General features: G+C 70.9%; 21 protein-coding genes. 9 read left to right on the top strand and 12 right to left on the bottom strand.

Features of this window, described 5'->3' with window-relative positions; all coding sequences use genetic code 11:
* Positions 1-52: 52 nt before the first annotated feature.
* The 5 genes from ACTWQC_RS00970 to uvrB all read right to left on the bottom strand — a co-directional run bounded on the left by ACTWQC_RS00970 (position 53) and on the right by uvrB (position 7683).
* On the bottom strand, positions 53-1414 hold the full coding sequence (locus ACTWQC_RS00970; protein WP_443313518.1) for a rhodanese-like domain-containing protein: 1362 nt from the start codon (positions 1412-1414) through the stop codon (positions 53-55).
* A 71-nt stretch (positions 1415-1485) separates the two neighbouring features.
* Positions 1486-2502 (bottom strand): TerC family protein, encoded by a 1017-nt coding sequence (locus tag ACTWQC_RS00965; protein WP_443313517.1) that lies wholly within the window; start codon positions 2500-2502, stop codon positions 1486-1488.
* Between the two features lie 235 nt (positions 2503-2737).
* Positions 2738-4711 carry a TerD family protein gene (locus tag ACTWQC_RS00960; protein WP_443313516.1) on the bottom strand — a complete coding sequence of 658 codons (1974 nt, stop codon included), beginning with the start codon at positions 4709-4711 and terminating at the stop codon, positions 2738-2740.
* 119 nt (positions 4712-4830) lie between these two features.
* On the bottom strand, positions 4831-5409 hold the full coding sequence (locus tag ACTWQC_RS00955; RefSeq protein WP_443313515.1) for a TerD family protein: 579 nt from the start codon (positions 5407-5409) through the stop codon (positions 4831-4833).
* A gap of 129 nt (positions 5410-5538) precedes the next feature.
* Positions 5539-7683 carry an excinuclease ABC subunit UvrB gene (gene uvrB / locus ACTWQC_RS00950; protein WP_443313514.1) on the bottom strand — a complete coding sequence of 715 codons (2145 nt, stop codon included), beginning with the start codon at positions 7681-7683 and terminating at the stop codon, positions 5539-5541.
* Between the two features lie 243 nt (positions 7684-7926).
* On the opposite strand from uvrB, the gene ACTWQC_RS00945 reads away from it, so the two are divergent.
* Both ACTWQC_RS00945 and ACTWQC_RS00940 read left to right on the top strand, forming a co-directional pair.
* Positions 7927-8862, top strand: a complete 936-nt coding sequence (locus ACTWQC_RS00945) for a glycerophosphodiester phosphodiesterase (protein WP_443313513.1) — start codon at positions 7927-7929, stop codon at positions 8860-8862.
* 200 nt (positions 8863-9062) lie between these two features.
* Positions 9063-9596, top strand: a complete 534-nt coding sequence (locus ACTWQC_RS00940; protein ID WP_443313512.1) for a methylated-DNA--[protein]-cysteine S-methyltransferase — start codon at positions 9063-9065, stop codon at positions 9594-9596.
* Between the two features lie 104 nt (positions 9597-9700).
* On the opposite strand, the gene ACTWQC_RS00935 is transcribed toward ACTWQC_RS00940, so the two are convergent.
* On the bottom strand, positions 9701-10291 hold the full coding sequence (locus ACTWQC_RS00935; protein WP_443313511.1) for a tetratricopeptide repeat protein: 591 nt from the start codon (positions 10289-10291) through the stop codon (positions 9701-9703).
* 473 nt (positions 10292-10764) lie between these two features.
* The gene (locus ACTWQC_RS00930; RefSeq protein WP_443313510.1) at positions 10765-11370 is read right to left on the bottom strand and encodes an NADPH-dependent FMN reductase; all 606 of its coding nucleotides are present in this window, start codon (positions 11368-11370) and stop codon (positions 10765-10767) included.
* Positions 11371-11548: 178 nt separating this feature from the next.
* Here ACTWQC_RS00930 and ACTWQC_RS00925 point away from each other — a divergent pair, with 178 nt between their 5' ends.
* Entirely contained in the window at positions 11549-12403 is an 855-nt protein-coding gene (locus ACTWQC_RS00925) for a helix-turn-helix transcriptional regulator (protein ID WP_443313509.1), read from the top strand.
* 223 nt (positions 12404-12626) lie between these two features.
* Here the strand turns inward: ACTWQC_RS00925 and ACTWQC_RS00920 are convergent, their stop codons facing one another.
* From ACTWQC_RS00920 to ACTWQC_RS00910, 3 genes are all read right to left on the bottom strand, one after another.
* The gene (locus ACTWQC_RS00920; RefSeq protein ID WP_443313508.1) at positions 12627-14315 is read right to left on the bottom strand and encodes a PKD domain-containing protein; all 1689 of its coding nucleotides are present in this window, start codon (positions 14313-14315) and stop codon (positions 12627-12629) included.
* Between the two features lie 407 nt (positions 14316-14722).
* On the bottom strand, positions 14723-15364 hold the full coding sequence (locus ACTWQC_RS00915; RefSeq protein WP_443313507.1) for a uridine kinase: 642 nt from the start codon (positions 15362-15364) through the stop codon (positions 14723-14725).
* Between the two features lie 75 nt (positions 15365-15439).
* Positions 15440-16795, bottom strand: a complete 1356-nt coding sequence (locus ACTWQC_RS00910) for a glycoside hydrolase domain-containing protein (RefSeq protein ID WP_443313506.1) — start codon at positions 16793-16795, stop codon at positions 15440-15442.
* A gap of 300 nt (positions 16796-17095) precedes the next feature.
* Between ACTWQC_RS00910 and ACTWQC_RS00905 the strand changes: the two genes are divergently transcribed.
* Together ACTWQC_RS00905 and ACTWQC_RS00900 are read left to right on the top strand one after the other, a co-directional pair.
* A complete protein-coding gene (locus ACTWQC_RS00905) occupies positions 17096-18088 on the top strand; it encodes a pseudouridine-5'-phosphate glycosidase (protein WP_443313505.1) in 993 nt (330 codons plus the stop codon).
* Between the two features lie 13 nt (positions 18089-18101).
* Complete coding sequence (locus ACTWQC_RS00900) at positions 18102-19145, top strand: carbohydrate kinase family protein (RefSeq protein ID WP_443313504.1); 1044 nt, start codon at positions 18102-18104, stop codon at positions 19143-19145.
* A 230-nt stretch (positions 19146-19375) separates the two neighbouring features.
* On the opposite strand, the gene ACTWQC_RS00895 is transcribed toward ACTWQC_RS00900, so the two are convergent.
* A complete protein-coding gene (locus ACTWQC_RS00895; protein WP_443313503.1) occupies positions 19376-21484 on the bottom strand; it encodes a cellulase family glycosylhydrolase in 2109 nt (702 codons plus the stop codon).
* Between the two features lie 128 nt (positions 21485-21612).
* Here ACTWQC_RS00895 and ACTWQC_RS00890 point away from each other — a divergent pair, with 128 nt between their 5' ends.
* Positions 21613-22146 (top strand): HAD domain-containing protein, encoded by a 534-nt coding sequence (locus tag ACTWQC_RS00890; protein WP_443313502.1) that lies wholly within the window; start codon positions 21613-21615, stop codon positions 22144-22146.
* A gap of 830 nt (positions 22147-22976) precedes the next feature.
* Complete coding sequence (locus ACTWQC_RS00885) at positions 22977-23357, top strand: peptidoglycan-binding domain-containing protein (RefSeq protein ID WP_443313501.1); 381 nt, start codon at positions 22977-22979, stop codon at positions 23355-23357.
* Here ACTWQC_RS00885 and ACTWQC_RS00880 read toward each other — a convergent pair whose 3' ends face one another.
* Positions 23358-23768: an ATP-binding protein gene (locus tag ACTWQC_RS00880; RefSeq protein ID WP_443313500.1), complete on the bottom strand. Its 411-nt coding sequence runs from the start codon at positions 23766-23768 to the stop codon at positions 23358-23360.
* Positions 23769-23870: 102 nt separating this feature from the next.
* On the opposite strand from ACTWQC_RS00880, the gene ACTWQC_RS00875 reads away from it, so the two are divergent.
* Positions 23871-24200, top strand: a complete 330-nt coding sequence (locus tag ACTWQC_RS00875; RefSeq protein ID WP_443313499.1) for a Scr1 family TA system antitoxin-like transcriptional regulator — start codon at positions 23871-23873, stop codon at positions 24198-24200.
* A 232-nt stretch (positions 24201-24432) separates the two neighbouring features.
* Entirely contained in the window at positions 24433-26316 is a 1884-nt protein-coding gene (locus tag ACTWQC_RS00870; RefSeq protein WP_443313498.1) for a DNA/RNA helicase domain-containing protein, read from the top strand.
* Positions 26317-26390: the final 74 nt, after the last annotated feature.

Below are 26390 nucleotides of genomic sequence, written 5' to 3'. Positions count from 1 at the left end.
GCCGCGCCTCTCGCGTTGCCCCTCGAGCGTCGCCCGTCTCACGCCACCGCTTTCACACCACCGCCAGCCCCGCCTCGTACGCCGCCTCGAAGTGGTCGTCGATCAGGACGACCGTGCGTCCGGCCGCGTCCAGCATGGACGCCGCCGTCGCGGCGCGCATGCCGCTCGCGCAGTGCGTCCAGACCGTCCCGGGCGGCACCTCCGCCAGCCGCCCGTACAGCTCGTGAATCGGGATGTGCACCGAGCCCGCCAGAGCCCGGTCCGCGTACTCGGAGTCCCGGCGCACGTCGAGGACCACCGGCTGATCACCGCGCCGCACCGCCTCCGCCAGGGCACCGAAGCCCGCCCGCCGGAAGCCGCTGGGCCGGTCGTCCCCGGCGACCCAGTCCGCCGGTTCGCCGGTGGCCGCCGCGGCCGGACGGTCGATGCCGACGCGGGCCAGCTCACGCTGGGCGTCGGCGATCTGTCCTGGCGTCTCGGCCAGCAGCGTGACGGGCTTGCCCCACGGCATCAGCCAGGCCAGGTAGGTGGCCAACTGGCCCTCGCCCTCGAAGTTGTACGAGCCGCGCACGTGCCCCGCGGCGAACGCCACCCGGTTGCGCAGGTCCACGACCCACTCCCCCGCCCTCAGCCGGGCCGCGATACCGGAGGCGTCCGCGGCCTTCGGCGGGGTCAGGTCCACGGGCGGGGGCCCGGCGGCGTTCACGGGCCCCATGTGCGCGTAGTACGCGGGCACGTCGTCCAGGCCCGCCAGCAGCCGCGCCACGAACGTGTCGACGTCCTGGACCAGCGCCTCGTTCCTCCTGCGCTCCGCACCCACGGTCGTACGGTCCGCCGTCCGCGACGGGCCGGACGCGCAGAAGCTGCCGAAGCCGTGCGTGGGCAGGACCTGGGTGTCCTCGGGGAGGCGGTCGGCCAGCCGGTGCGCGGAGGCGTGCTGGGCCCGGGCCAGTTGCTCGGTCAGGCGGGGTTCGACCAGGTCGGTGCGGCCGACCGTGCCGATCAGCAGCGAGCCCCCGGTGAAGGCGGCGACCGGGCGGCCGTCGTCGCGCAGGACGTACGTGGTGTGGTGCGGGGTGTGTCCGGGGGTCGCGACGGCCTCGAGCGCCAGGCCGTCGTCGACCGGGATCGTGTCACCGTCGGCCACCGCGGTCCGCTCGTACGACACCTGGGCGCCAGCGGGTACGAGGTAGCGGGCGCCGGTGACATGGGCCAGTTCGAGGCCGCCGGTGATGTAGTCGTTGTGGACGTGGGTTTCGGCCACGTACGCGATGCGGGCGCCGCAGCGCTCGGCCGCGGCGATCACCCGGTCGATGTCGCGCGGAGGATCCACGACCGCGGCCGTCCGGGGACCGGCGACGAGATAGCTGCGGTTGCCGAGGCCGGCCGTGTCCAGGGTGTCGATGGCGTGCATACGAACCTCTCGTCCACAGCGGGTACCCGCGACGCCGGTCCGCAACGCACCGCGGGGGCGAGCGGGCGGCGTCAGGCGTCGAGCCTCTCCTCGGCCCGGGCCCCGGCCTCGTCCCGCCCCTGCGCCTGCGCCTGCGCCTGCGCCTGCGCCAGCTTCCTTGACGCACGGAGGCTGGTGATCGTCGTGATGATCAGCACCCCGCAGATCACGCCGAGCGAGACCGGAATGCTGATCTCCGGGACATGGACCCCCGACTCGTGCAGCGCGTGCAGCACCAGCTTCACGCCGATGAAGCCGAGGATGACCGACAGCCCGTACGACAGGTGGACCAGCTTCTTCAGCAGCCCGCCGATCAGGAAGTACAGCTGCCGCAGCCCCATCAGCGCGAAGGCGTTGGCAGTGAAGACGATGTACGGGTCCTGAGTGAGGCCGAAGATCGCCGGTATGGAGTCCAGCGCGAAGAGGACGTCCGTGGTGCCGAGCGCCAGCATGACCACGAGCATCGGGGTCATGACGCGCTTGCCGTGCTGCTGGATGAACAGCTTGGTGCCGTGGTAGCGGTCGGCCACGCCGAAGCGCTTCTCAGCCGCCTTGAGCAGGCGGTTCTCCTCGTACTCCTCGTCGTGCTCCTCCGCGCGCGCCTCCTGGATGAGCTTCCAGGCCGTCCAGATGAGGAAGGCGCCGAAGAGGTAGAAGACCCAGGAGAAGCTGGCGATGATCGCCGCACCGGCTGCGATGAAGACCGCGCGGAGCACGAGCGCTATGAGCACACCCACCAGCAGCACCCGCTGCTGGTACTGCGAGGGCACCGCGAACTTCGCCATGATCAGGACGAAGACGAAGAGGTTGTCGACGCTCAGCGACTTCTCGGTGATGAATCCGGCGAAGAACTCGCCCGCGGGCTGCCCGCCCGCGAAGACCAGCAGGCCGAGGCCGAAGAGGGCGGCCAGAACGATCCAGACGGCCGTCCAGATTCCGGCTTCCTTGACGGACACGTCATGGGGCTTGCGCCCGATGAAGAAGTCGGCCGCGATCAGGGCACACAGACCGGCGATGGTCAGCACCCACAGGGTGAGGGAAACGTCCACTGCTCCTCCGGCAGAGTCGTACGGCAGGTTTCAGCGTCACAGCTGTCGTAACTGCCGGAGGTCTCTTCCACCCGTGATGGCGCACCACGCCACACCGGGCCGACGCCCCGGGATCTGTCACCGATCCGTACTGACGGGAACGTCGCAGCAGGAGTACTCCCCTCCGCGCCAAGAAGAGTACACGGAACACCAAGGAAAGGTAAAGGGATTGGCAAAGGGGAGCCAAGGGTGCAGGTCAGCGGCCCCAGGCCCGACGGGCTTCGGCAACCTGGCCGAGTACCTGATGCAGCACCGCGCTCCCGGCCGGGGCGAGCGCGGGCTCGTACGTCCAGGCGTGCCCGACCCAGGGGTCGGCCAGGTAGTCGTCGGGGACCGGGGTGATCCGCAGCAGCGCCCGCCACAGCGGGTCGAGCACCGGCCCGTACTCCCGCGCGTCCTCCCGGTCGGCGACCATCATCAGATGCACGCCCACGGCGGGGCCCTCGTCCGCGAGGTAGCGCAGCTGGGTGACCGCGCGGTCGTCGAAGCCGTGCGGGAAGTCGTTGACGATCAGCAGCTGTTCCGCGGTGTCCAGGTCGGGCGGCAGCGAGTCGGACGCCCCGCCGCGGATGGCCATCTGGACGAGGTCGACGCGCTGCGTCAGCCTGGCCAGCACGGCCGTCACTCCCCCGGCGCCGGAGGCGGGCGGCTCGCGGAGCACACCGGACTGCGTCAGCGGAGCGAGCGAGGACGCGGCGGAGCCCGCGGGGTCGATCGCCTGGACCGTGAACTCCCCTGCCGGGTGGACCGCGAGCATACGGGCGGCGTGCGCGACGGCGGTGTCCATGGCCAGCCGGCGCAGCTCGGCGGAGTCGGCCAGTGCCCCTTCGGCCGAGCCGGTCCTGCCGCTGTCCACCCACAGCCCGCGCTCCAGCGGCAGCCGGATGAGCATGGGGATGCGGAGTTCGGGGCGCTCGGGGAGATGCAGGTCGCCGAGGCGCAGCGCCATCGGGGTCTCCATCGGGACGCGGTAGCCCTGCCAGACCGGGCTGTCCCAGCGGGCGAACGCGGGCGGCAGCGCGGGCTCGACGACCTCGGACTCGGCAGCGAGCTGGGCGAGGTCGCGGTCCAGGGCGGCGCGGGCCTGGTCGACGAGCTGGGCGTGCTTGGCGCGGGCCTCGGCGCGGGCGGCGTCGCCCGCACTGCCGATCCGCGAGCGCGGATCGGAGAGCACCCGGTCGAGCTCCTGCTCCATCCGTGATTCGGCGAAGTCAACGGCGCTGCGGTAGGCGGCGGTTGTGCGGGCCAGGTCCTCGAACATGCCCCAGACCTGGTTGTAGAGCCGCTCGTCCATGGTCCAGCCGGTGGCGTCGCCGGCGATGGGCTGGGCGGGCTGACCGGGCTGGGCGGGCGGCGCGGGCGGCGGCGGTACGGGCGGCGCCGCCGGAGTACGGCCGGGGTGCTGGTAGTTGACCGGGCCGTTGGCCACCGGTTGAGCGGGCGGGACGGGTTCGGGGCCGGGCGACGGGACGGGCCCCGGCCCGGGCGGTACGGGTGGTATGGGCGCCGGTCCTGAAGGGCCGCCTGAGCCGTCGCCAGTGCTGCCGCCGGCCGCGGCCGTACGGACCCGGCCGCCTCCGTCGGAGGGGCGCGGCGGGGGCGCGGCAACGGAGCGGGCCAGGCCCTGGGCGACGGCCTCGTTGATGGCGGCGGCGAGTTGGGCGGCCTGGGGCAGCCCCTGGTCCTGGAGCATGGCGGCGAGCCCGCCCGCGTAACCCTGGCCCACAGCTCGTACCTTCCAGGTGCCCTGCCTGCGGTAGAGCTCGAGGGCGACGACGGCGGACTCGCTGTCGAGACTCGTGATCGTGTAGCTGGCGATCTCGGTGCCGTCGAGGCCGGTGACGGCGACGAAGGGCGCGGCGAGGCCCGCGAAGCTCACCGGGCCGCCGACGCCGACCGGGAGCGCCAGCAGCACGCTCACCCGGTGGACGGGCCCGGGCATCGCGTCGAGGTCGACGGCGAGCCGGTGGTCGGCCGCGGCCTGCTTGGAGACCTCGAGGCCGGGGAGGTTCGGCGATGCGGGGTGGGCGACCCAGTCGGCGCCTCGTATGGTGCCCTGTTCGTCGCTCAGGGTGGCTCCGGCCACGACAGGCTTGCCCGCCGACACCCGGATCTCCAAACGGGCCTGGGGCAGTGGGTGGTTCTGCCCACGCACCAGCTCGGCCGTCATCGCGTTCCCCTCGTCGTCTCGTACGTGTCGGTGGTGCCACCGGTTCGCGTTCGCGGGTGGTGCTGTTCGGCTCCCGGGGCGCGTGCCTCCGGGAGCCGTTGGCGCGGAACGGGGTGGTGCTACAGGTGGGGCAGGATCGCCGGCATCAGGTCCTGGAAGGTGCGGCCGTTGGCCGGGTTGCCGACGGCGGTCATCTGCCAGCCGCCGCCCGCGCGGTGCACCTTGGCCATGATCTGCGCGGTGTACTGGCCGCCGCCGGTCAGCGTGTAGCGCGCCAGCTCCTGACCGTTGGTCTCGTCGACAAGACGGCAGAAGGCGTTCTGCACCTCGGCGAAGGTCTGTCCGGTGAAGGAGTTGACCGTGAAGACGATCTGGTCGATGTGAACCGGCACGCGCTGGAGGTCGACGAGAATGGCCTCGTCGTCGCCGCCCTGCCCCGCGCCGCCGACCACGTTGTCGCCGGTGTGCCGGACGGAGCCGTCGTCACTGACGAGGTGGCGGAAGAAGACCACGTCCACGGGCTGCTTGTCGGCGAACAGCACGGCCGATGCGTCGAGGTCGATCTCCCTCGTGCGGGACCCGAAGAGTCCGCGGCGAGGCGCCGCCTGCCAGCCCAGGCCCATCCGCACCGCGCTCAGGGCGCCCCCGTCGGACTTCTGCAGGCTGATGCCCTGCCCCTTGGACAAGTTGACGCTCACGCGCTGTCCCCTCTCAAACACATTCATCGCAGCCGTTCGTCTGCGCGGCTGGATTGAAACCCTACGCAGCGCCACTGACAGTGAGGCAACGACCACGTCAATTTGTGGCGCTCTTGCAACACACGCCGATCAGGACAGCCCCGCTTCCCTCATCTGCCTCAGCTCCTTCTTCAGTTCGCCGACCTCGTCGCGCAGCCGCGCGGCGACCTCGAACTGCAGCTCCGCCGCGGCGGCCCGCATCCGGTCCGTCATCTCCTCGATGAGCTGGGCGAGCTCGGTGGCCGGCCGGTCCGTGAGCTCCCGGCCATCCTTCGCGCCCCGGACCGCCTTGCCCGCCGCCGCCTTGCCGCGGGCAGCGCCGCTCAGCGCGGGCACCGGGGCCTTGCCCTTGAGCTCCTTGCCCTGCCGGAATCCGGTGCCGAGCAGCTGCTCGGTGTCGACCTCTTCGCGGGCGATGGTCGCCACGATGTCGTTGATCTTCTTCCGGAGCGGCTGCGGGTCGATGCCGCGCTCCTTGTTGTACGCGATCTGCTTCTCCCGGCGGCGGTTGGTCTCCTCGATGGCCTTCTCCATCGCCGGGGTCATCTTGTCGGCGTACATATGGACCTGGCCCGAGACGTTGCGCGCCGCGCGGCCGATGGTCTGGATCAGCGAGGTGCCGGACCGCAGGAAGCCCTCCTTGTCGGCGTCGAGGATCGCCACCAGCGACACCTCCGGCAGGTCGAGGCCCTCGCGCAGCAGGTTGATGCCGACCAGCACGTCGAACTCGCCGGAGCGCAGCTCGCGCAGCAGCTCGACGCGGCGCAGCGTGTCGACGTCGCTGTGCAGATAGCGGACCTGGATGTCGAGCTCGAGGAAGTACTCGGTCAGGTCCTCGGCCATCTTCTTGGTGAGGGTGGTGACCAGGACCCGCTCGTCCTTCTCCGCACGCGTACGGATCTCGTGGACCAGGTCGTCGATCTGGCCCTCGGTGGGCTTGACGACCACCTCGGGGTCGACCAGGCCGGTGGGCCGGATGATCTGCTCGACGACACCCCTGGAGCGGGACAGTTCGTACTGCCCGGGGGTGGCGGAGAGGTACACGGTCTGGCCGATCCGCTGCAGGAACTCCTCCCACTTCAGCGGGCGGTTGTCCAGGGCGGACGGCAGCCGGAAGCCGTGCTCGACCAGCGTCCGCTTCCGCGAGGCGTCACCCTCGTACATCGCGCCGATCTGCGGCACCGTGACATGGGACTCGTCGATGACGAGGACGAAGTCCTCGGGGAAGTAATCGAGCAGGGTGTGCGGGGCGGAGCCGGACTCGCGGCCGTCGATGTGCAGCGAGTAGTTCTCGATCCCGGAGCAGCTGCCGATCTGCCGCATCATCTCGATGTCGTAGGTGGTGCGCATGCGCAGCCGCTGGGCCTCCAGCAGCTTGCCCTGCTTCTCCAGCTCGGCCAGCCGCACCCCCAGCTCGGACTCGATGCCGGAGATGGCCCGCTCCATCCGCTCGGGACCCGCGACATAGTGGCTGGCCGGGAAGACGTAGAGCTCGTCGTCCTCGGTCATGACCTCGCCGGTGACCGGGTGCAGCGTCGAGAGCGCCTCGATCTCGTCGCCGAACATCTCGATCCGGACGGCCAGCTCCTCGTAGACCGGGAAGATCTCGATGGTGTCGCCGCGGACACGGAAGGTGCCGCGGGTGAAGGCCAGGTCGTTGCGGGTGTACTGGACGTCGACGAAGCGGCGCAGCAGCAGGTCGCGGTCGATCTCCTCGCCGACCTTGAGCGGGACCATCCGGTCCACGTACTCCTGCGGGGTGCCCAGGCCGTAGATGCAGGAGACGGATGCCACCACGATCACGTCCCGCCGGGTGAGCAGCGAGTTCGTCGCCGAGTGGCGGAGCCGCTCGACCTCCTCGTTGATGGAGGAGTCCTTCTCGATGTACGTGTCCGACTGCGGGACGTACGCCTCGGGCTGGTAGTAGTCGTAGTACGACACGAAGTACTCGACCGCGTTGTTCGGCAGGAGCTCGCGGAACTCGTTCGCCAGCTGGGCCGCGAGGGTCTTGTTCGGCGCCATGACGAGGGTCGGCCGCTGGAGCTTCTCGATCATCCAGGCGGTGGTCGCCGACTTGCCGGTGCCGGTGGCGCCGAGCAGCACGACGTCCTTCTCGCCCGCCTTGATGCGCCGCTCCAGCTCGGCGATCGCCGTGGGCTGGTCACCGCTGGGCTGGTAGGGGCTGACGACCTCGAAGGGCGCCACGGTGCGTTCGATCTGGGATACGGGCCGCATGGAACCACCGTACGACTCGGCACTGACAACGGACCCGGCGAGCGCTCGCGGGGCCGACGGGGCGGTGGAGGCAGGGGAGGCCAGGGCCTCGGGCGGCCGGCCGGCGGCGCCGATGCCTGGAATGCCGCGCCCCGACATTCCTGAGGTGTCCTGTTCAACTTTTGGCCATTCTGAGCCTGTCCCTCGTTGGCACCCAGCTGGGACTCTCAGCCCGTCCCCGCACAGCCGACGCGAGGAGTCCACGTGCATACACGCACTGTCGCAGCCACTGTTGGCGCGCTTCTGGGTTTCTCCGCACTCGTCCTCCCCACCCCCGCGGCACAGGCCGCGGACTCCGGCACGTCGCACGGTCCGGTGGTCGTCGCGCACCGCGGCGCATCCGCGTACGCCCCCGAGAACACGCTCGAGGCGATCGACAAGGCCGATGAGCTCGGCACGGCCTGGGTGGAGAACGACGTCCAGCGGACCAAGGACGGCGAGTTGGTCGTCATCCACGACACCGATCTGAAGCGCACCACGGACGTGGAGCAGGTCTTCCCCGACCGCTCGCCCTGGAAGGTCGCCGACTTCACCCTGGCGGAGATCAAGCGGCTCGACGCGGGCAGCTGGTTCTCACCCGACTACGCGGGCGCGCGCGTGCCCACGCTCGAGCAGTATCTGAAGCGGGTCAGCGCCAACCACCAGAAGCTGCTGCTGGAGATCAAGGCACCGGAGCTGTACCCGGGCATCGAGAGGCAGACGCTGCGGGAGCTGCGCGGCGAGGGCTGGCTCGACTGGTACCACGTCCGGCACAAGCTGATCATTCAGTCGTTCAGCGCGGACTCCGTCAAGACGGTCCACAAGCTGCGGCCCGACGTGAAGACCGGCTTTCTGGGCACCCCGGCGGTCGCCGACCTGCCGCAGTACGCCGCGTTCACGGACCAGATCAACCCGAACTACAAGACCGTGACCCCCGAGTACGTGGCCGCCGTCCACGCCCTGCGGGGCGCGCACTGGCGACCGCTCGAGCTGTTCACCTGGACGATCAACGACGGTCCCAACGCGACACGGCTCGCTGGATACGGAGTCGACGGGATCATCACCAACACACCCGACGTCGTCCGCGAGGCGACGGAGGGGGACGCCGCGGACGCCGGTTCCGGCGCGTCCGGCTCCTTCTCCGGTGCCACAGCGCCGTAGCTCCGACTCCCGGGAAGCCCACGGCGCCCATGCGGCCGCGCCCCCGACCGGGGCGCGGCCGCGCCTTTTGCGCGGCGCTTCGCGCGCTTCGCTTCAGCTTCGCCTCACGCGCTTCGGCACGCGCTTCGCCCTCGCGCGCTTCGCCTCACGCCTCCGCACGCGCGCGTGGTGATGTCCTTCCGGGCGCTACGCTGCGTGAGATGAGCACCGTGACCTGGACCGTGACCGGCACCCCGATCGGACCGCTGCTGCTCGCGGCGACCAACGAGGGCCTGGTCAACGTCGTGTTCCACGCCGACGAGAAGACGGCGCGCAGGGCGCTGGAGCGGCTGGCGGGGCGACTCGGCGGAGAGCCGGTGGAGGCTACGGAGAACCCCTTCCTGGCGGAAACGGTCCGCCAGCTCCGCGCCTACTTCGCGGGCACGCTCCGTACGTTCGACCTCACCCTGGACTGGTCGCTGTCCGGCGGCTTCAACCGGCGGGTGCTGCGCGAGCTGGCGACCGGCGTCCCGTACGGCACGGTGGTCGGCTACCAGGACCTCGCCGACCGGGTCGGCGAGCCGGGCGCGGCGCGGGCGGTGGGCGTGGCCATGGGGTCCAATCCGCTGCCTGTCGTCGTTCCCTGCCACCGTGTGGTCGAGAGCGACGGAGGGCTCGGGGGCTTCGGGGGCGGCCTGGAGACCAAGCGCGCGCTGCTGGCGCTGGAGGGCGTACTGCCGCAGCCGCTGTTCTGATGGCACGGGTACGGAGAGCTCGACTCAGGGTTCGACTCGCTCGGCTCAGAACCCGGCTCAGAACCCGGCTCAGAGCTCGGCTCAGAGCTCGGCTCAGAACCCGGTCAGAGCTCCAGCTGGAGCAGCAGCACCCGGGCTCGCGCGTCTCCCGCGACTGCCGCCCGCTGCGCCCAGTTGCGCGCCCGTGCGGCGTGCGCCTGCTTGTCCCGCTCGCCGCTCGCCGCTTCCGCCCGCTCCAGATACAGCGCGGCCAACTCCCGTGCGCAGCCGCCGTGTCCGCGCTCCGCACCCGGCCGCAGCCACTCCTCGGCCTCATCCGCGCGCCCGCGCTCGCGCAGCGCCACGCCCAGCCGCTCACGGCTGATGTCGTCGTTCCGCGCCTCGGCGGCCTTGCGCCACCACCCCTCGGCCGCGGGTTTGCGGCCCATGTCGTGCAGCCGTGCGCCGGGCTCGTGGAGCGGGATGTCCACGCCCCGCTCGACGGCCTTGGCCCACCAGATCAGCGCCTCGTCGTACAACCCGTCGGTGGCGCACTCGATCACCAGCTTCGCGGCGGCCGTGGCGTCGCCTGTCCTGGCCAGCTCACGCCACAGGCGTAAGGCGCCGTCGCGGTCCCCTTGATCGAGCAAGTTCCTGGCGTACTCGGCGAGGTCGTTCTCGCGCCGCCCCTGCCGCCGCTTGCGCCGCCACTTCACCGCACACCCTCCCGCCTTGGCGCCGCACGGCACTGACTGCCCGCGGCCCGGACAACCAGTACGCCAGTCCGGCGGGCCGACGCGAAAGGGAGCACGGCCGGTGCACATGTGCACCGGCCAAGGCGACGGGGGCCGTCGAAGCCTCGTACCAGTGCGACACGGTCGTCTACTCCTGCGCCACGGCCCCCGGCGGCCAGTACGTCTTCGCCGGCGACTCGCTGCACCCGGCTTCCGGGGGGCTTCTACCGCGTGCCCGGCGAGATCACGCGCCTGATCTAGCAACGGCCTCTACCGGACCACCCGTCGACGCCGTCGCAGTCCCCCCGGCCCCACCCCTCCCTGAACCGGGCGCCCAGCCCCAGGCCCCCCAGCGGGATCCAGGGGGCGTAGGGGCCAAGAGGCGTAGGGGCCCAGAGGCGTAGCCCCTGGTTTCGGGGAGGGGCGGGGCGTGGGCGAAGTGCAGCCGGGATGGCCTAGATCGCGGAGGCGTACGGGCGGTCGCGGCGGGCGTCGTGGAGGACCGAGCCCCACCACAGGAGCTGATCGAGCAGGACCTTCGCCGCGCCGTTCGGGCCTTCGGGTTCCCTGAGAGTGCCGTCGGGGCCGAAGAGCTCGAAGAAGCGGGGGAAGGAGACGTAGTCCCGGACCGTGTGGGCATGCAACTCGCCGAAGACCTGCCGCAGTTGCTCTATCGCCAGAAGCCCTCCGCTTGCGCCGCTGTAGCCGACGAACCCGATCGGCTTGGCCTGCCACTCGGTGAAGTGCCAGTCGATAGCGGCCTTCAGCGAAGCCGGGAAGCTGCGGTTGTAGTCCGGCGTCACGACGACGATCGCGTCCGCGGCCTCGATCCGCCGGGTGAGGTCCGCCATCTCGGCAGGGCGGTCCATCTTGGGCTGGAGCACCGGGGGCACGGGCGGCAGCTCGACCGGCAGGGGCGTATCCGCCAGGTCGATGAGGTCGACCGTGAACTGGCCGTGCTGCTCGGCGCGCTCGACGAACCAGTTCGCGACCACCGGGCCGAACCGGCCCTGCCGGACGCTGCCGATGATCACTGCGAGGTTGAGGGGCTCACTGGGCATGTCTGTACTCCTTGTTGCCATCTGTCCGAACTGTTCGCGTCCCGAGAGGGACCGCGTGGGCCCACCCCCGTGGGCCCAGGTCTCAACCTGCCGGGCGGAGCGGAAGCCAAGAAGACCGGGCTGAGACTGGTAGTGGCAGGGCCACGATCCCGGCAGCCCCGGCTGTTACGTTCGAAACGTGAGCGACAACGAGCTGGGCAGGTTCCTGCGCATCCGCCGTGAAGCCGTCACACCCGCAGAGGTGGGGCTGCCCACCGGCCCCCGCCGCCGTACGCCCGGCCTGCGCCGGGCCGAGCTGGCCACGCTCGCCGGGGTCAGCGTCGAGTACGTGACGCGGCTCGAGCAGGGGCGCGACCGCCGGCCGTCCGCGCAGGTGCTCTCCGCGCTGGCCGACGCGCTACGGCTCATGCCGAGCGAACGCATCCACCTGCACCGCCTCACCAAGGCCGCCGACGGGGGCTTCGCCTGCATGGGGGGCGCGACGCCGACGCGCACCGTACGCCCCACCGTGCAGGCGCTGCTCGACCGCCTCGAACCCGCCCCCGCCGTCCTGCTGAACCGGCTGAGCGAGATCCTCGCCTGCACGGCGGGTTACGAGCGGCTGGCGGGCCCCATCGGACTGCTGGACGGCACGCCCCCGAACCTCGCCCGCTTCGTCTTCACCGACGACCGGGCCCGTACCGCCTACCCAGACTGGGACCGTATCGCCGACGAACAGGTCGCCGCCCTCAAGCAGGGGCCGTTCCGGGCGGACGAGCATGTGGCAGTGCTCGCCGACGAGTTGGCCATCACCGCGGGGGCGGCCTTCACCGAGCGCGTGGACACCTTGCCCGGCCTCCCGAAGTCCAGCGGCATCGTGCGGCTGGTCCACCCCGAGGCGGGCGAGCTGCGCCTGGCGTACGAAACCCTCGAACTGCCCGCGGACGACGACCAGTGCCTCATCGTCCACCTCGCCGCCGACGACGCCACTTCCGCCGCGCTCGACCGCCTCACCGGCCGCCGGCCGGGCGCGCTGCGCGCGGTGTCCGGCTGACGCTGCCGCAGACACGGGCGACCGGGCGACCGGGCGTACGAGCGTCCGGGCGGCCCGGCGGCCCCGGGCGTACGGGCGTCCGGGCGGCCAGGCCGCCGCCTCGCCCTACGGCCGACCGCGGCGGCCCCGAACCGCCGGCCGACCGCCACCCAGTCACCCGTCCGCGACTCGCGCCGAATCTCGGTCAGGGGTCACGGGGTCACGGAGCCACCCAGTCACCCAATCACCCAGTCACCGAGACCGGTGACGGCGCCTCCGCCAGCGTCCGTTGTCCGCCGGAGTCGGTCACGACCAGCCGTGGCAGGTAGGGCCCTTGGCGGTCGTAGACGTGGGTGGTCGTCGGCTTGTCGGTCCGCAGGTGGGTCCCGTCACCGAAATACCAGTCGTAGCGGTGTCCGGTGCCCGCCTCCCCCTCGGGCCTGTCCACAGCGAATCGGACCACGGATCCGACCGGCTGCGCGTCCCCGGTGACCGTGAACGACACTCGGTGTCCGTGCGACGGAAGGCCGAACCAGTCGCGCACGCGCGGGTTGAGCAGGAAGCTGTCGGCGTACTGCCGGGCGCCGCGGACATCCGGATGCCCCACCGACGCGCTCAGGCACTGGACCGGCGTCTTGCTGAGCTCCGGGCAGGCGAACTTGCGCAGTGAGTACTGCGCATCGGTCAGCGGGTTCCCCCACACCGTGGACTGCGGGGCGTGGAACGCACTGTCCAGCGTGAACAGACCGTCGGCCGCAACCGCGTAAGGACCGTCGGGGGAGGCGCGGTTGGCGGCCTCGGCTGCCGCGCGGTAGGCCTCGCCCGCAAGCTGCGTGAACTGCTCGTATCGCTCCTCCGCGTTGCCAAGCGCGCCCCTGCACGTGGCCCGCTGTGCGCCACGGAGCCCAGGAGCCGCGCACCACGTCGCCGGGAGCGGGGAGCTCTTGCGGCTCAAGGCGTAGTAGAAGTCCGCCACGATCACCTTGGGGTGGCCGGGCAGGGAGTGCGCCTTCTCGATGGCCGCCCTGATGCCGCGCCCTCCGTACCCGACCTTGGCGCCACTGAAGTAGGGGACGTCCTTGGCCGGGTTCTCGGGGGCCGCACCGACGCCCTCGCACTCGCGCCGCACGGCCCGGGGCACGCTCTCCGACCCCGGCGTCACGCCGGCGCCGATGCCGAAGAAGGGGTCCATGTCGTTGATGCACCCGTTGAGGATCACCAGGTCGAGACCGTATCCGCCGGACCGTGCCTGCGCTCCGGCCCGTTCGAGCTGGCAGAACACGTCCGGCATCTGCTGTGTGATCTCCCCGAACTCCATCTCGCCGTCGCCGTCCGGGTCCTGCTTCTCCGTGCGCTCCAGGCAGGCGGCGTCCTCGTTGCCGGGCGGGAGGTCCGGCGCGTCGAGCACCGCGCCGGAGATGGCGTAGTCGACGTGCTGATGCCCGCGTCCGGTCTCCCGGCCGAGGAGTTCGCCGGTGAGGTACGGGAACTTCTGGTCGTGGTCGAGCCCCTGGCCCCACACCACCGAGTCGCCGACGGACGCCACACGCACCGGGTCGCAGCCCCGGCCGATCCGGTCCCGCCAGGGCTTGCCGAAGTCACCGGGCGCGCCGCCCGCGGCGGTACGCAGCACGCGCGCGTCCACCGTCAATGCGGCGTCCGACGGGACCTCCTCGGCGGGAATGCTGAACTCCGCGACGGCAACCGAGCGGGCCATCACGACCGTTCCCCCGGCCAGACGGTCGCCGCCACCGGTCCGGACCCGCCACTCGACCTCCGCTCCGGCCCTGGCGCCCGCGGGGTGGTAGACCTGCACGCGCGCGTGGACCGTACGGGAACACGACGGGTTCGGCGTCAGGTCCACGTCGAGAATCAGGGGGTACGCCGTCCCCGAGGAATCCCGGGCGGCAGCGGTGCCCGGTAGCGCGGCCACGCTCGTCAGCAGCAGCGTTCCTAGGAGGCCCGCGATCAGTGCTGCCCGCGGCCCTGTCCTGGGCCCTGTCCTGGGCCCTGTCCCCGGCCCCTTCCTCGGCCCCTTCCTCGGCTCCTTCCTCGGCCCTGTCCGCGGCCCCTTCCGCAGCCATCCCCGCCGTGCCGTCCGCGGCTTGCGCGCTGTAAGCCCCCATAACAATCTCGCCGATCTCATCAAACAGTGCCCCTCTCCGATCGGTCAGGTCAGAACAGGCAGCGGGCGCCACAGAGTTGACACCCGCTCACGTAATTCGGTCCAGACTGGCAGGGCTGCTCCGGACTCAAAAGACGGCCGGACGTGATCACGATCACTTACTGGCGGTAGCCGTTTCCTCATGCTGTGTCAGCGACTGAGGGGGACGGACTTGCTCACGCCCGCCAACCGCTCCACGCCGGATGCCGGGGGTCGTCCACCCGTACGACGACGTCGGCGGCCTCCCCCGGCCCCACCTCGTCCTCGTAGCGCGCGAACGCGGGCAGCGTCCACCGCTCGCCCTCCTCCGTGCGGCGGGCGAGCGCGGCGGGCGCCAGCATCAGGTGCACCGACAGATCCAGCGGGAACCAGCGCCCGAGGAGCAGGGCCCCGTGCAGGATCAGCACGCCGCCGGGCGGCAGTTCGACGTAAGGGCTGCGCGTCGCACGGTCGGTGCCGGGGTCCCACAGGTCGGGCAGGATGCGCCCGCTGCCGCCCGGCTCCAGCGGATTGAAGACCTCCCGCCACAGCGCGCCCGTGTCGAGCCAGGCGTCGTAGTACGCGTCCGGGTCCTCCCGCCCGTACTCGTAGCGCAGCGAAGCGGGACGCAGGAAGCCGTCCGCCGCCACGGTCCTGACCGGCCGCCCGAGCACACGCAGGGCTTCGGCCAGCCGCTCCGCAGGCTCCTTGGGGCGGGCCGCCGGTGCGCCGTCGATCGCGACGCGCAGCCACGGGCCGCCGTCCGAGGCCTTCAGCTCGGCGATCCGGTCGGCGAGCGCGCCGGTCAGCCGTTCCCAGGAGATCGCTTCGAGCCGCACGCCTCCCATCATGCCCCGAAGCCCGAACCGGCAGCGGCCCCCGGTCCCCCGGCCTCCGCTCCCGCCCCCGAAAGCTCAGCAGCGCGGCACCGGCTTGCTGTACGTCGTATTGCTGGCGTTGGACACGTAGTAGTCGGAGACCCAGCGCCCGGTGTCGAGCTTGTCCCACACCTTCGTTCCGCTCACCGCCGAGCCGCTCGCCTGGCAGACCACCCAGGCCAGCGCGCCGCCGGGCAGCGTGCCCGCGGTCGCGTACGAGGTGCCGGGACCAGTGCGCTGGTTGACCCCGCCGGCCGCCGTCACCTGGTAGGGATACGTGCAGCGGGGCAGGGGCGCGCTGTAGCCGGTGTTCGAGGGGGTGCTCACGTAGTAGTCGGAGACGTACGTGCCGTCGGAGAGCTTGTCCCAGACGGAGGTCGTACCGACCTTGGAGCCGGACGCCTGGCATACCGCCTTGACCGGCGATCCGGGCGCGAGGGAGCGCACGACGCCGTACGACGTGGACGGCCCGCTGCGCGCCGAGAGGGCGGTGGAGCTGGTCACCTTGTACGTGTACGCGACGGTGGCAACGGGCGCGTCCAGCCGGTCGTTGTCGATATTGATCTTCACGCCGCCGTACGTCTCGTCGTGGCTGTTGGTGTACTGCTTGGCCCGCTGGTGCACGGCCCACTTGGAGTTCGCGATGTTCGCCCAGCCGGTCAGCGATGAGCTGCCGTCGTAGCGGGCGACCCAGAGCGCGTCGGGCCGGGCGGAGGCGGTCGAGTTGTAGACGTCGGAGAGGTCCTTCGCGCCGAGGTTGAGGTTCATGTAGACGCCGGAGACGTACCCGCGGGCATGCAGCTCCTTGGTCCAGGCGGAGAGGTACTTGAGGACCGCGGTACGGCAGGTGGGGTCGGTCCGCGAGTAGGGCTCGATGTCGTTGTAGAAGGCACTGCCGGGGAGGAGGCCGAGCGCCTTGGCCTTGGCTATGGCGTCGGTGGCCGCCGCCTTGCCCTCGGTGCCCGCGCCCGCGGGGGTGATCTTCGTGTCCTGGGGCCGCGCGCCGCAAGGCGGCTGAAGACCCTTGTAGATGGGCAGCAGCCGCCATCCGAGCTTGGTCACTTCGGTGACCCAACTCGCGGTCAGCTGGGGCTGGGCGCAGGTGCGGTTGACACCGCCGAAGTAGATCCCGACGGCGCGGTACGGCGAGGCGCTCCATGCCTTCATCGCGGCGAGGGTGGGTGCGGTGCAGGTGTCGAAGGCGAGACCGGAGTAGCGGGTGGCGGTCGCGCCGGAGGGATAGCCGATCGGGGTGGCGGGCTCGGCGGAGGCGCGCGGCGCGAGGACGACGAGCGTCAAGGCTGTGCCGGTGACGGCGGCGACGAGCAGGCTGAGGCGAGATCTGATGCGTCCGATACCTCTGACGCCGAGGGTGAGGCGGGTCCGGAACATGACGCCCCCCGGAGAGTCGGCCGAGTCCCGTTCCCAGGGGCGTCTGGACGCCAGGACTCCAGGACTCCTGGACGCATCGAAACGAACTCTCAACACTTTTCAAGTTGTGTCATGTTTTTCCACCCGTATGGTGTTCCGAGTCAAGGGGTGTTGGGGCAAAGGTTTGACTCAGAGGCAGCCATGCCATGGATGGGGAAAGGGCATGCCCCCCTTGCCGCCCCCCAGCACCCATACGGGAACCCGTACGCGAACCCGTACGCGAACCCGACGAGACCCCCACGTGACAGGAGCCGCGCAGCGATGCCCACCCCCCTGATCGCCCTGTCCGACGAAGTACGGGAAGCGCTCGCGGGCCACCGTCCTGTCGTGGCCCTGGAGTCGACGATCATCGCCCACGGACTTCCGCGGCCCCGCAATCTGCGCGTGGCGGAGGAGCTGGAGGGCATCGTCCGCGCCGCCGGCGCCGTACCGGCCACCATCGCGGTCCTCGACGGACGGGCCCATGTAGGCCTCAACAAGACCCAGCTGGAGCGGATCGCCGACGACCGCTCGCTGCGCAAGCTGGGCCACCGCGACCTCGCCCCGGCACTGGCGACGGGCGCGAGCGGGGCGACGACCGTATCCGGTACGGCCTTCCTGGCGGCCCGCGCCGGGGTCCGGATCTTCGCGACGGGCGGCCTGGGCGGCGTACACCGCGAGTGGACGACGACGCAGGACGAGTCCGCGGACCTCGGGCTCCTCGCCCGTACGCGCATCACGGTCGTCTGCGCGGGCGTGAAGTCGATCCTCGACGTGCCCGCGACGCTGCAGCGCCTGGAGACGCTGGGGGTGGGGGTGGTGGGCTACCGGACGGATCACTTCCCCGGCTTCTACGTGAGCAGTTCGGGGGAGCCGGTGGACTGGACAGTGCGGGAGCCGGAGGAAGTCGCGGCGATCATGCGGGCCCAGGACGGACTGGACGGCCCGGAGTCGCGTACGGAACCGGGTACGGGATCGAGTACCGACTCGCGTACGGAACCAGGTACGAGATCGGGTACGGAGTCGGCGCTGATCGTGGCGAACCCTGTCCCGGAGCAGGATCAGCTGAACACGGAACTCCACGACCGCGTACTGGAGGAAGCTCTTACGGCCTGCGCCCGGGAGGGCGTCACGGGTCAGGCGGTGACCCCCTTCCTCCTGGACTACCTGGTGCGGCATACGGGCGGTGCGTCGCTGGAGGCGAACCTGGCGGCGGTACGCGGCAACGTCCGCCTGGCGGCGCAGATCGCCGCGGCGTGGTCCCGGTCCGAGTGAGGGGCGGGGCTGGATGACGGGCGGGACTCGGGCTGGGGCCCTTGCCGGGGCAGGCGCCGGGACCGCCGGCGGCCTGCTGGTCATCGGAGACGTGGTGACGGACATCGTCGCCCGCCACACCACTCCCCTCGCCGCAGCGACGGACACCGCCGCGGAAATCTCGATCCTGCCGGGCGGCGCGGGCGCGAACGTGGCGTGCTGGGCGGCGCACGCGGGCGTGGGCGGGGGCACGGACAACGGCAAGGGGACGGGCACGGGCCCAGGGGCGGACCCCGGCGCGGGCGCGGACCTGCGCGCGGTGGACGTACGCCTCCTGGCGTGCGTCGGCCCGGACTCCGCGGAGTGGCACGAGGAAGCCCTCGTCCGCTCGGGTGTCCGCCCGATCCTGCGGGTGGACCCGGAGGCTCATACCGCCAAGGTCATCTCGCTGGTGGACGCCACCGCCGAACGCACCTTCCTCACCGACAGCGGCGCGGCCCTCCGCCTCACCCCCGACGACTGGTCCGACGACCTCCTGGAGGGCGTCGCCCATCTCCACCTGTCGGGCTACCTGTTCTTCGCGGACTCGTCCCGCGCCCACGCGCGCGTGGCCATGAAGGCGGCCCGAGCGCACAGCATCCCCGTGAGCGTGGACCCGGCATCAGCGGGCTTCATCGAACGCCTCGGAGTCGACCTCTTCCTGCAATCCATCGCGGGAGCGGACCTCCTCACCCCCAACCTCGCCGAGGCCCAGCTGCTGACCGGGCTCTCGGAACCGGCGGACATGGCGCTGAAGTTGAGTCACGACTTCCCACTCGTAGCTCTGACACTGGGCGCCGATGGAGCCCTGCTCGCCGCGGAGGGACAGCTCCTCGCGCACGTACCGGCCCCGCCCGCCACCCCCGTGGACACCACAGGCGCGGGCGATGCCTTCACCGGAACTCTGCTCGCGGCCCGCCTCTCCGGTGCCACGCCTGTCTCGTCGGCCAGGACGGCATGCCAAGCCGCCTCACGGTCAGCCACCTACCCGGGCGGCCGCCCATACCAGCCCAGTGCCCGTGTGCCCCCGGTGGACTGAGTCCACCGTCCGACGTCATGAACGCCGGACGGACGGCCTTCGCCGCGGACCCGACGGGTGTAACCGTCGGGCTGTGGCAGGGGAAGGACCGCATCGGCTCCACGATGGTCAACGAGCCGGGCCGTCCGTGGCGGCACTGCGGGACCCCCAAGGCGCTGCTTTCAGCGTCTGGGCGTTCAACGGGGCCACGACGTAAGCCGCTTGGTCTGCCCGTAGGCACTTTCCGCCCCTCACCGGGGGAAGCCGGAGCGGGCCGCCCACTGGATGAGCTCCTTCCGCGCAGCGGCACGCAGTTCCGCCGAGGGGGCCGCCGTACCGTCACTGACCAGCGCGAAGTGGAGGTCACCTGAGTCGGACGGCGGTGTGGAGAGCAGTAGGCGCCGGGCATTCGGGGAGCCACCCGTCTCCCCGATGGCGCCGCCGGCCCCGGCTTCCGGGGCGGCCGCGATGGGGTGGTCGGCGGTGTGACCGTGGGCGGTGTGACCGTGGGCGGTGTGACCGTGGGCGGCGTAGGGCGGCGGACCGGTGGCCGTACCGAGGTCGGATACGACGGTGGTGGCGGCCGGGTCCCAGCCGCGCGGCAGGTGCAGTTCGGTGGGTGCGTCCGCGGTGCCGTCACCGCCGGAGCGCCAGACCAGCATGCCGTACTGGCCGCTGCCGACAAGCCGGGCGACGTTCGGCAGGTCGCCGGGTATGCGGTCCCACGTCAGCGTCTTCCCGCCGTCGCGGGACCGGTCCTCGTACGTGAACGCGAGGGTCCGGCCCGCCACCGCGCTCGGGTAGAGGCGGTCGATCAGCCGCGCGTCCTGGCGCAGGACGGGCTCGCCCGAGTCGCCGAGTTCGACCGAGGAGAGGTCCTCGTCGTTCCAGGCGTCGGCCTCGGTGAGGACTTTGTCGGGGTTGTCGTTCATCACCTCGTGGTGACGGCCGCTGTAGATGTCCCAATGCCACTGGGTGGAGGACAGTACGGGCCCGGAGTGGGCCGTCTGTCTCCACCAATTCCGGCCGGACAGACGGGATTCGAGGGCTTGGTACATCGCTTTGAGAACGGTCGGCGCCTTGTCGGCGACGTTGCCGCTGAGCGGGTGCCCGAATTCACTGACGACGGCCGGGGTGTCCGTCGCGGAGGAACGCTCGCGCACCGCGCCGAAGTCTCCGGAATACTGGCCGTCCTGAGCCTTGCCCGGCATGAAGATTCCGGAGATCGCCCTCTGGTCGTAGAAGTGCGTGTTGAAGACATACCGCGGACCGAGCTTCCCGCCGGTGTCCGACAGACCGCCCTCCTGCCGCGCGAAGTCCAGGTTGGAGTTCCAGAACAGATTCGGCTCCACGAAGGCCGGCTTGTCCCGCCACCCCGCGGCATCCATGCGGGAGCGGAACCGCTCGTAGAAGGGCCACAGCACGTCCCGCTCCCACGAGCGGCTGTCCTGGCCGTCGTCGTACGTGCCCGCGTACGGCTCGTTGTACGGGTCGAAGCCGACGACGCGGGCGAATTGGTCCGCGGTGAGGTGCTGCGCGACGTAGGCCATCGCCTTCTGCGCAGTGTCCAGAAACGCATCCTGAACGCCGAAGCTACCGGCATCCGTGGCCAGAACGCGGTTGTGCCAGAAGTCGCGGCTCGCGTCCATGACGGGCTTGTTCTGGGTGATGTTCTGGCCCCAGTGGAAGCAGATCCCGCAGAACTCCTTGCCGTAACCGCCCGCTTTCACAACCCACTTGGGCGCGCCGTCGCCGGTGTACCAGCTGTCCTTGTTGAAGAGATGGCGAGAGAAGAGGTCCTGGTGAAAGTCAGGAAAGACCCGCAGCCCGGCGTCGAGGAAAACCTGCATCTGCTCGGTCGCCCTGGCCAGATAGGCGTCATCGACCCGGCCGGGCTCTGGCTCGGCGTGCGCCCAGGACAACAGGAACCGTACGGCGTTCCCACCGGCCAGATTCCGCAGCGCCCGGGCCGACGTGCGGGCATCGTCCGCACTGGCGAAGGGCAGCCCGCCGTTCTCCTCCAGCTTGGCCTCGCCGGACACGTTGAACCCGCGCAGGACGACCTCGCGACCGTACCCGTCGACGAACCGCGTGCCCTGCACGGACACCTCGCCCGCAGCCCGGGTGTCGAACCACAGGGGGCCTGCGGCAGCGTGGGCGGAGGCGGTGCGGGAGCCGGAAGCGAAGGCGCCGGAGCCGGAAGCGGAAGCGAAGGCGCCGGAGCCGGAAGCGGAAGCGAAGGCGCCGGAATCGGAGGCGGCGCCCGCTGGAGCACCGTACGACCCGGCCGCCGCCAGGAGCCCGAGGACTACCCCGAATATCCGGCCCCGCCCGGACCTGCGCGTGCCTGCGTTCGCCATGCCCCACACGGTCACCGAAAGCTGACGATCCGTCAAGTAAACGGGGACCGGGCGGACGCCCAGCCGTGGGCCCGACTACTGCTTGCCATTGACCGGAGCCAAGAAGGTACAGGAGGTAGAAACTTCCCATGACGGATCGCCCCCTGCTCCTCCTCGACGTCGACGGCCCGCTCAACCCGTACGGCGCCCGGCTGCGCCGCCCCCGCGGCTACACCACCCACCGCCTCCACCCCGCCAACTGGTCCGCCCGCCAGACCCCGGGCTCCCGCCGCCACCGCCGCGGCCTCCGCGTCCGCCTCAACCCCGCCCACGGGCCGCGCCTGACCGCCCTCCCGTACGAACTCGCCTGGGCCACCACCTGGATGCACCAGGCGAACGAGATGATCGCCCCGGTCCTCGGCCTCCCCGGCGACCTCCCGGTGATCGAATGGCCCGAGCTCTTCACCAGGGACCCCGACGGCCTGTACTGGAAAACCCGCCACGTCCTGAAGTGGGCCGCCGGCCGCCCCTTCGCCTGGGTCGACGACCTGATCACCCACCGCGACGCCACCCACGTATCCACCCACCACGACGCCCCAGCCCTGCTGCTCCAGATCAGCCCGCGCCGCGGCCTGCGCGAGGCGGACTTCGCGGCGCTGGAGCGGTGGGCGGAGCGGCTGTGAGCCGAGCCTGCGCAGGGCGGCCGCTCACCGCGCCTTCCAGGGGGACCGGTCAACTCCATGGCGGAATCGCCGAGATGGGCACTGGGTCAGCCGAAGGCGAAATGAGACAACGCCGCACGGGCTGCGTATCGCCTCACAACGGAACCTGAGCATCCACGGATGTTGGTTGAGGAGGACTGCCGGTGGGAGTCAACGACACCGAAACCCAGCGAGCTCCTGATCCGGGTCATGATGCCGGACGCGCGATCATGGACTCCTTCCAGGACGTGCTGGACGCCTTGGACGCCGCGCGCGCCCGGCTTCACGAGGACGACGTGGAGGAGGGCCGGGCCGAGAGCCCGCCGCCGTCCGGTCGCCCCCGCCGCGAGCCGGTCAGGGGCACCGTCATCAATCGCCCGTCCCCGTCCTCGTTCTCACCTCCGCCCCCGCGCCCTCCCCGGCGACCGCAACCACCAGTGGAGCACAGCCCCGAGGACACGGATTTCTTCCGCCCAAGGAACATGCGGGCAGCGCCGGTCCGCCCGAACGCCGCCCCGTTCCCCCAGGCGGCAGAGCCGGCGTGGCCGGACGTCGAACGCCCGGCAGCCGCTCCGCCGCCCGTGGCCGACCGGCGGCCTGTGGCCGACCCACCGCCCGTGACCGACCGGCGGCCTGTGATCGACCCGCGGCCGGACGCCGACCGGTGGGGCACTGCCCACCAAGCCCCCGACCAGCCCCCGGAGGCGTCACCCCCGCGCTCGGGCTCGCACGCGAGAACCAGAGGCCGAGGGCGCCGGCGCCTCATGGACAGGCGGAGCACACGTGTCGCCGGGGTGTTCGGGGCAGGCGCCGTGAGCGGGTTCATCCTCGCCTCTGCGCTGCTGGGCAACGACCGCCCCGCCCTGCCCGTCTCATCCACACCCATCGCGCAGCCGGACAGACCGCTGTCCGACAACCCGTCTCCGTCCGTCCCCGAGAACCCCCAACTGGGCAACCCACAACTGGGAGGAGGTGTGCTGCGCCGGGGCGACAGCGGCCATGGAGTGTACGAGCTGCAGGTACGTCTGCTCCAGGTCCCGAACCTCTACGGCGACCGCGATATCGACGGCCTCTACGACATCGAGGTCCAGGAGGCCGTGGCCAGATTCCAGGAGTGGTACGGCATCCGCGGCGACGAGAGAGGCGTCTACGGCGACAACACCCGCCGAGACCTGGAGTCGCGCACCAAGTAGTCAGTGACAGCCAGCCGGTGCGGGTGTGGCCAGCTCCGCCCAGACGGTCTTTCCCGGTGCGCCCTCGCGGGCAGTGACAGCCCAACGGGTGGCGAGCTCGGAGACGAGGAACAGACCGCGACCCGAGTCGGCGTCAGAAGGCGGTGCCCCGGGGAGGGGTCTGGGGATCGGCTCCTCTCTACGGGTGTCACTCACCTCGATCCGCATGGCGGACGAGGTGAGCGTGAGCCGGAGACCGAAGTCCCGGCCGGGGACGCGCCCGTGGCGGACCGCATTGGCGACAAGCTCGGCGGCGATCAGCGTCATGGTGCCGTTGGCGTCGGACGCGTACGGGTAGCCCCACTCGTCGAGCCGATGGGACACCAGGCGCCGGGCGAGGCGAGCACCCCGCGGGGTGGAGGTGAACCGCATGGTGAACTCGCGGTCGGGCGCGCCGAAGTTGGGTGCACGGCTCGGGTACGGGGAAGACCAGGTCGCATCAGTTGAGCAGGGCGGCGGACCCCGAAGCCGCAGATGATCGACAAGGCGGACGAGGTACTGAGCGCGGGCGAGGTCCTGCGGGCGATGAAGGATGCGGTCGCGCGGGCGCGGTATCCGGGATTCTTCAGGGATGCTGCGCGGCTGGAAGCGGATGCGGTGGAACTCCGTGTCTATGCCAGCCAGGCCACCCCGGGCCTGTTGCAGACGGAGGAGTACGCCCGGGCCGTCTTCGCTATGTGGCGTCCGCTGTTGGACGAGGACACATCGAGCAGCAGGGCAGGCGGCGTCCACGTGCGCGACTCCAAGGATATGGCGCGGGTCCAATACTCTCGTTCGCCCCTGAAGAGTGGGCAGCATTCATAGAGTTCGCCGCGCGGGACTGAACCCCTGGCACGACGGGCGCCAGGCCGTGCGCCGGCAGCCGAGAGGCCCTGCTTACCACGCTGCTCAACGAGGCCGGGCCGCAGCAGCCCGCGATAGAGTTCGACTGATCGTCGTCACTGCGGCCCGACGGGCTTCCGCTCCGCTCCGGCGGGGTCTCGAAGGACATGCCCCCACCCGCACGAGCTACTTCGTGCTGCCTGGGGGAAAGTCCTTGCTGTTCCGCGACTCAGCGTCCGCAGTCGCCGCCGAGATCCACGCCGGTTCGCTCTTTCTCCGGCTCACCGAACAGTTTGTTCACATGCACGGATACAAGCCGGGACCCTCCGAGGTGCGCTCCTGGGAGCGGAGCATCCCCGTACTGGTGAACACGCTGCTCGACGCCGGGCTCGGGCAGGTCGAGGTGCTGCTGGAGTACGGGCTGCCGCTCACCAGCAAGCGGGCCGACGCCGTGCTCGCCGGAGTGCACCCGCGGACGAAGGAGCCGTCGTACCTCGTCGTCGAGCTTAAGCAGTGGAGCCAGGCCGTGCCCGACGACGGCGATCCGCTGCTCTGCCGGGTCGACACGTACACCCGACCCGTCCTCAACCCCATCGATCAGGTGCGCGGCTACTGCAACTACTTGGAGTCCTTCAACGGCGCTCTGGACGGCCACGGGAACCGGCTCGCCGGCGTCGCCTACCTGCACAACGCAACGGAGTTCGGGATCAGCGGCCTGTACGAGGTCGAGCAGAGCGAACGTGGGCGGCTGTTCACCGCCGAGCGGCGGAGCGCGTTCGTCAACTTCCTGCGATCGCGACTGGCGCCCGCCCCTGGCGCCCAGGCCGCCGACGAGCTCCTGGCCGGAAAGACCAAGCCCTCACGGCAGCTCATTACCGTTGCCGCCCAAGAGGTACGGGAGCGTGAGCAGTTCCAGTTGCTGGACGAGCAGCGCGTCGCGTACGAGATCGTCCTGAGGGCCGTACGCCGCGCACGCGAGGCCGATCACAAGGAAGTCGTCGTGGTCACGGGCGGGCCCGGAACCGGCAAGAGCGTCATCGCGCTGCAGCTGCTGGGCGAGCTGTACCGCCAGGGCCGCACGGCTCTGCACGCGACCGGATCACAGTCGTTCACCAAGACCATGCGCAAGGTCGCTGGCGCTCGCAAGCGCGAGGTCCAGGACCTCTTCAAGTACTTCAACAGCTTCATGGCCGCGGAGCGCAACGGCCTCGACGCGCTGATCTGCGATGAAGCCCACCGGATCCGCGAGACCTCCGCCAGCCGCTACACCCAGGCACGGCACCGCACCGGCAAGCCTCAGGTCGAGGAACTCATCGACGCCGCACGCGTACCCGTCTTCCTGCTGGACGAGCACCAGGTCGTACGTCCCGGAGAGATGGGAACGGTGGAGGAGATCACAGCCGCGGCCAGGGCCAAGGGGCTGCACTGCCACGTCGTCCCGCTGGACAGTCAGTTCCGCTGCGCGGGCAGTGACGCCTACCTCCGATGGGTGTTGCGGCTCCTGGGCCTCGACGACGGCGGGCCGGTGCAATGGGAGCCCGACGGGAAGGTCGGGCTGGAGGTCGTGGAGAGTCCGGAGGAGCTCGAAGCCTTCCTCATAGCGCGGCGAGCAGAAGGCTACGGAGCTCGCATGTCCGCCGGATACTGCTGGAAGTGGACGAAGGAGACACCGCCCGGCCAGGCCCTGCCCGCCGACGTCGTGATCGGCGACTGGACCCGCCCCTGGAACGTCTACGGCGACCGGGCCGTGGCAGGCGCTCCGCCGTCTGCACTGTGGGCAACAGACCCAGCCGGCTTCGGTCAGGTCGGCTGCGTCTACACCGCCCAAGGTTTCGAGTACGACTGGAGCGGGGTGATCCTCGGACCGGACCTCGTCTGGCGTGGTGACCGGTGGATCACCGACCGGACCGCCTCCAAGGACCCGGTCTTCAAGAAGAGCACCCTGGACGCGGACGTGGACCGGCTGATTCGCAACACGTACAAGGTGCTACTCACCCGCGGGATGCTTGGCACGGTGATCTACTCGACGGACGCGGAGACTCGGAACAAGTTGCGTGAGCTTGTCCGCGGGGACGTACGGGTTGCCGTGGGCCTGTAGGCCTGACCGACGAAGAGGGAGCCCCAGCGATGCTGGGGCATCCGCTCTTGTTTACCCAGTCCAGCCGACCTCTG

Source organism: Streptomyces sp. 8N616 (assembly GCF_052246385.1).
Taxonomy (GTDB): Bacteria; Actinomycetota; Actinomycetes; order Streptomycetales; family Streptomycetaceae; genus Streptomyces.
The sequence above is the reverse complement of the archived record's forward strand: the minus strand, read 5'-3'. Positions and strand labels throughout refer to the sequence as shown.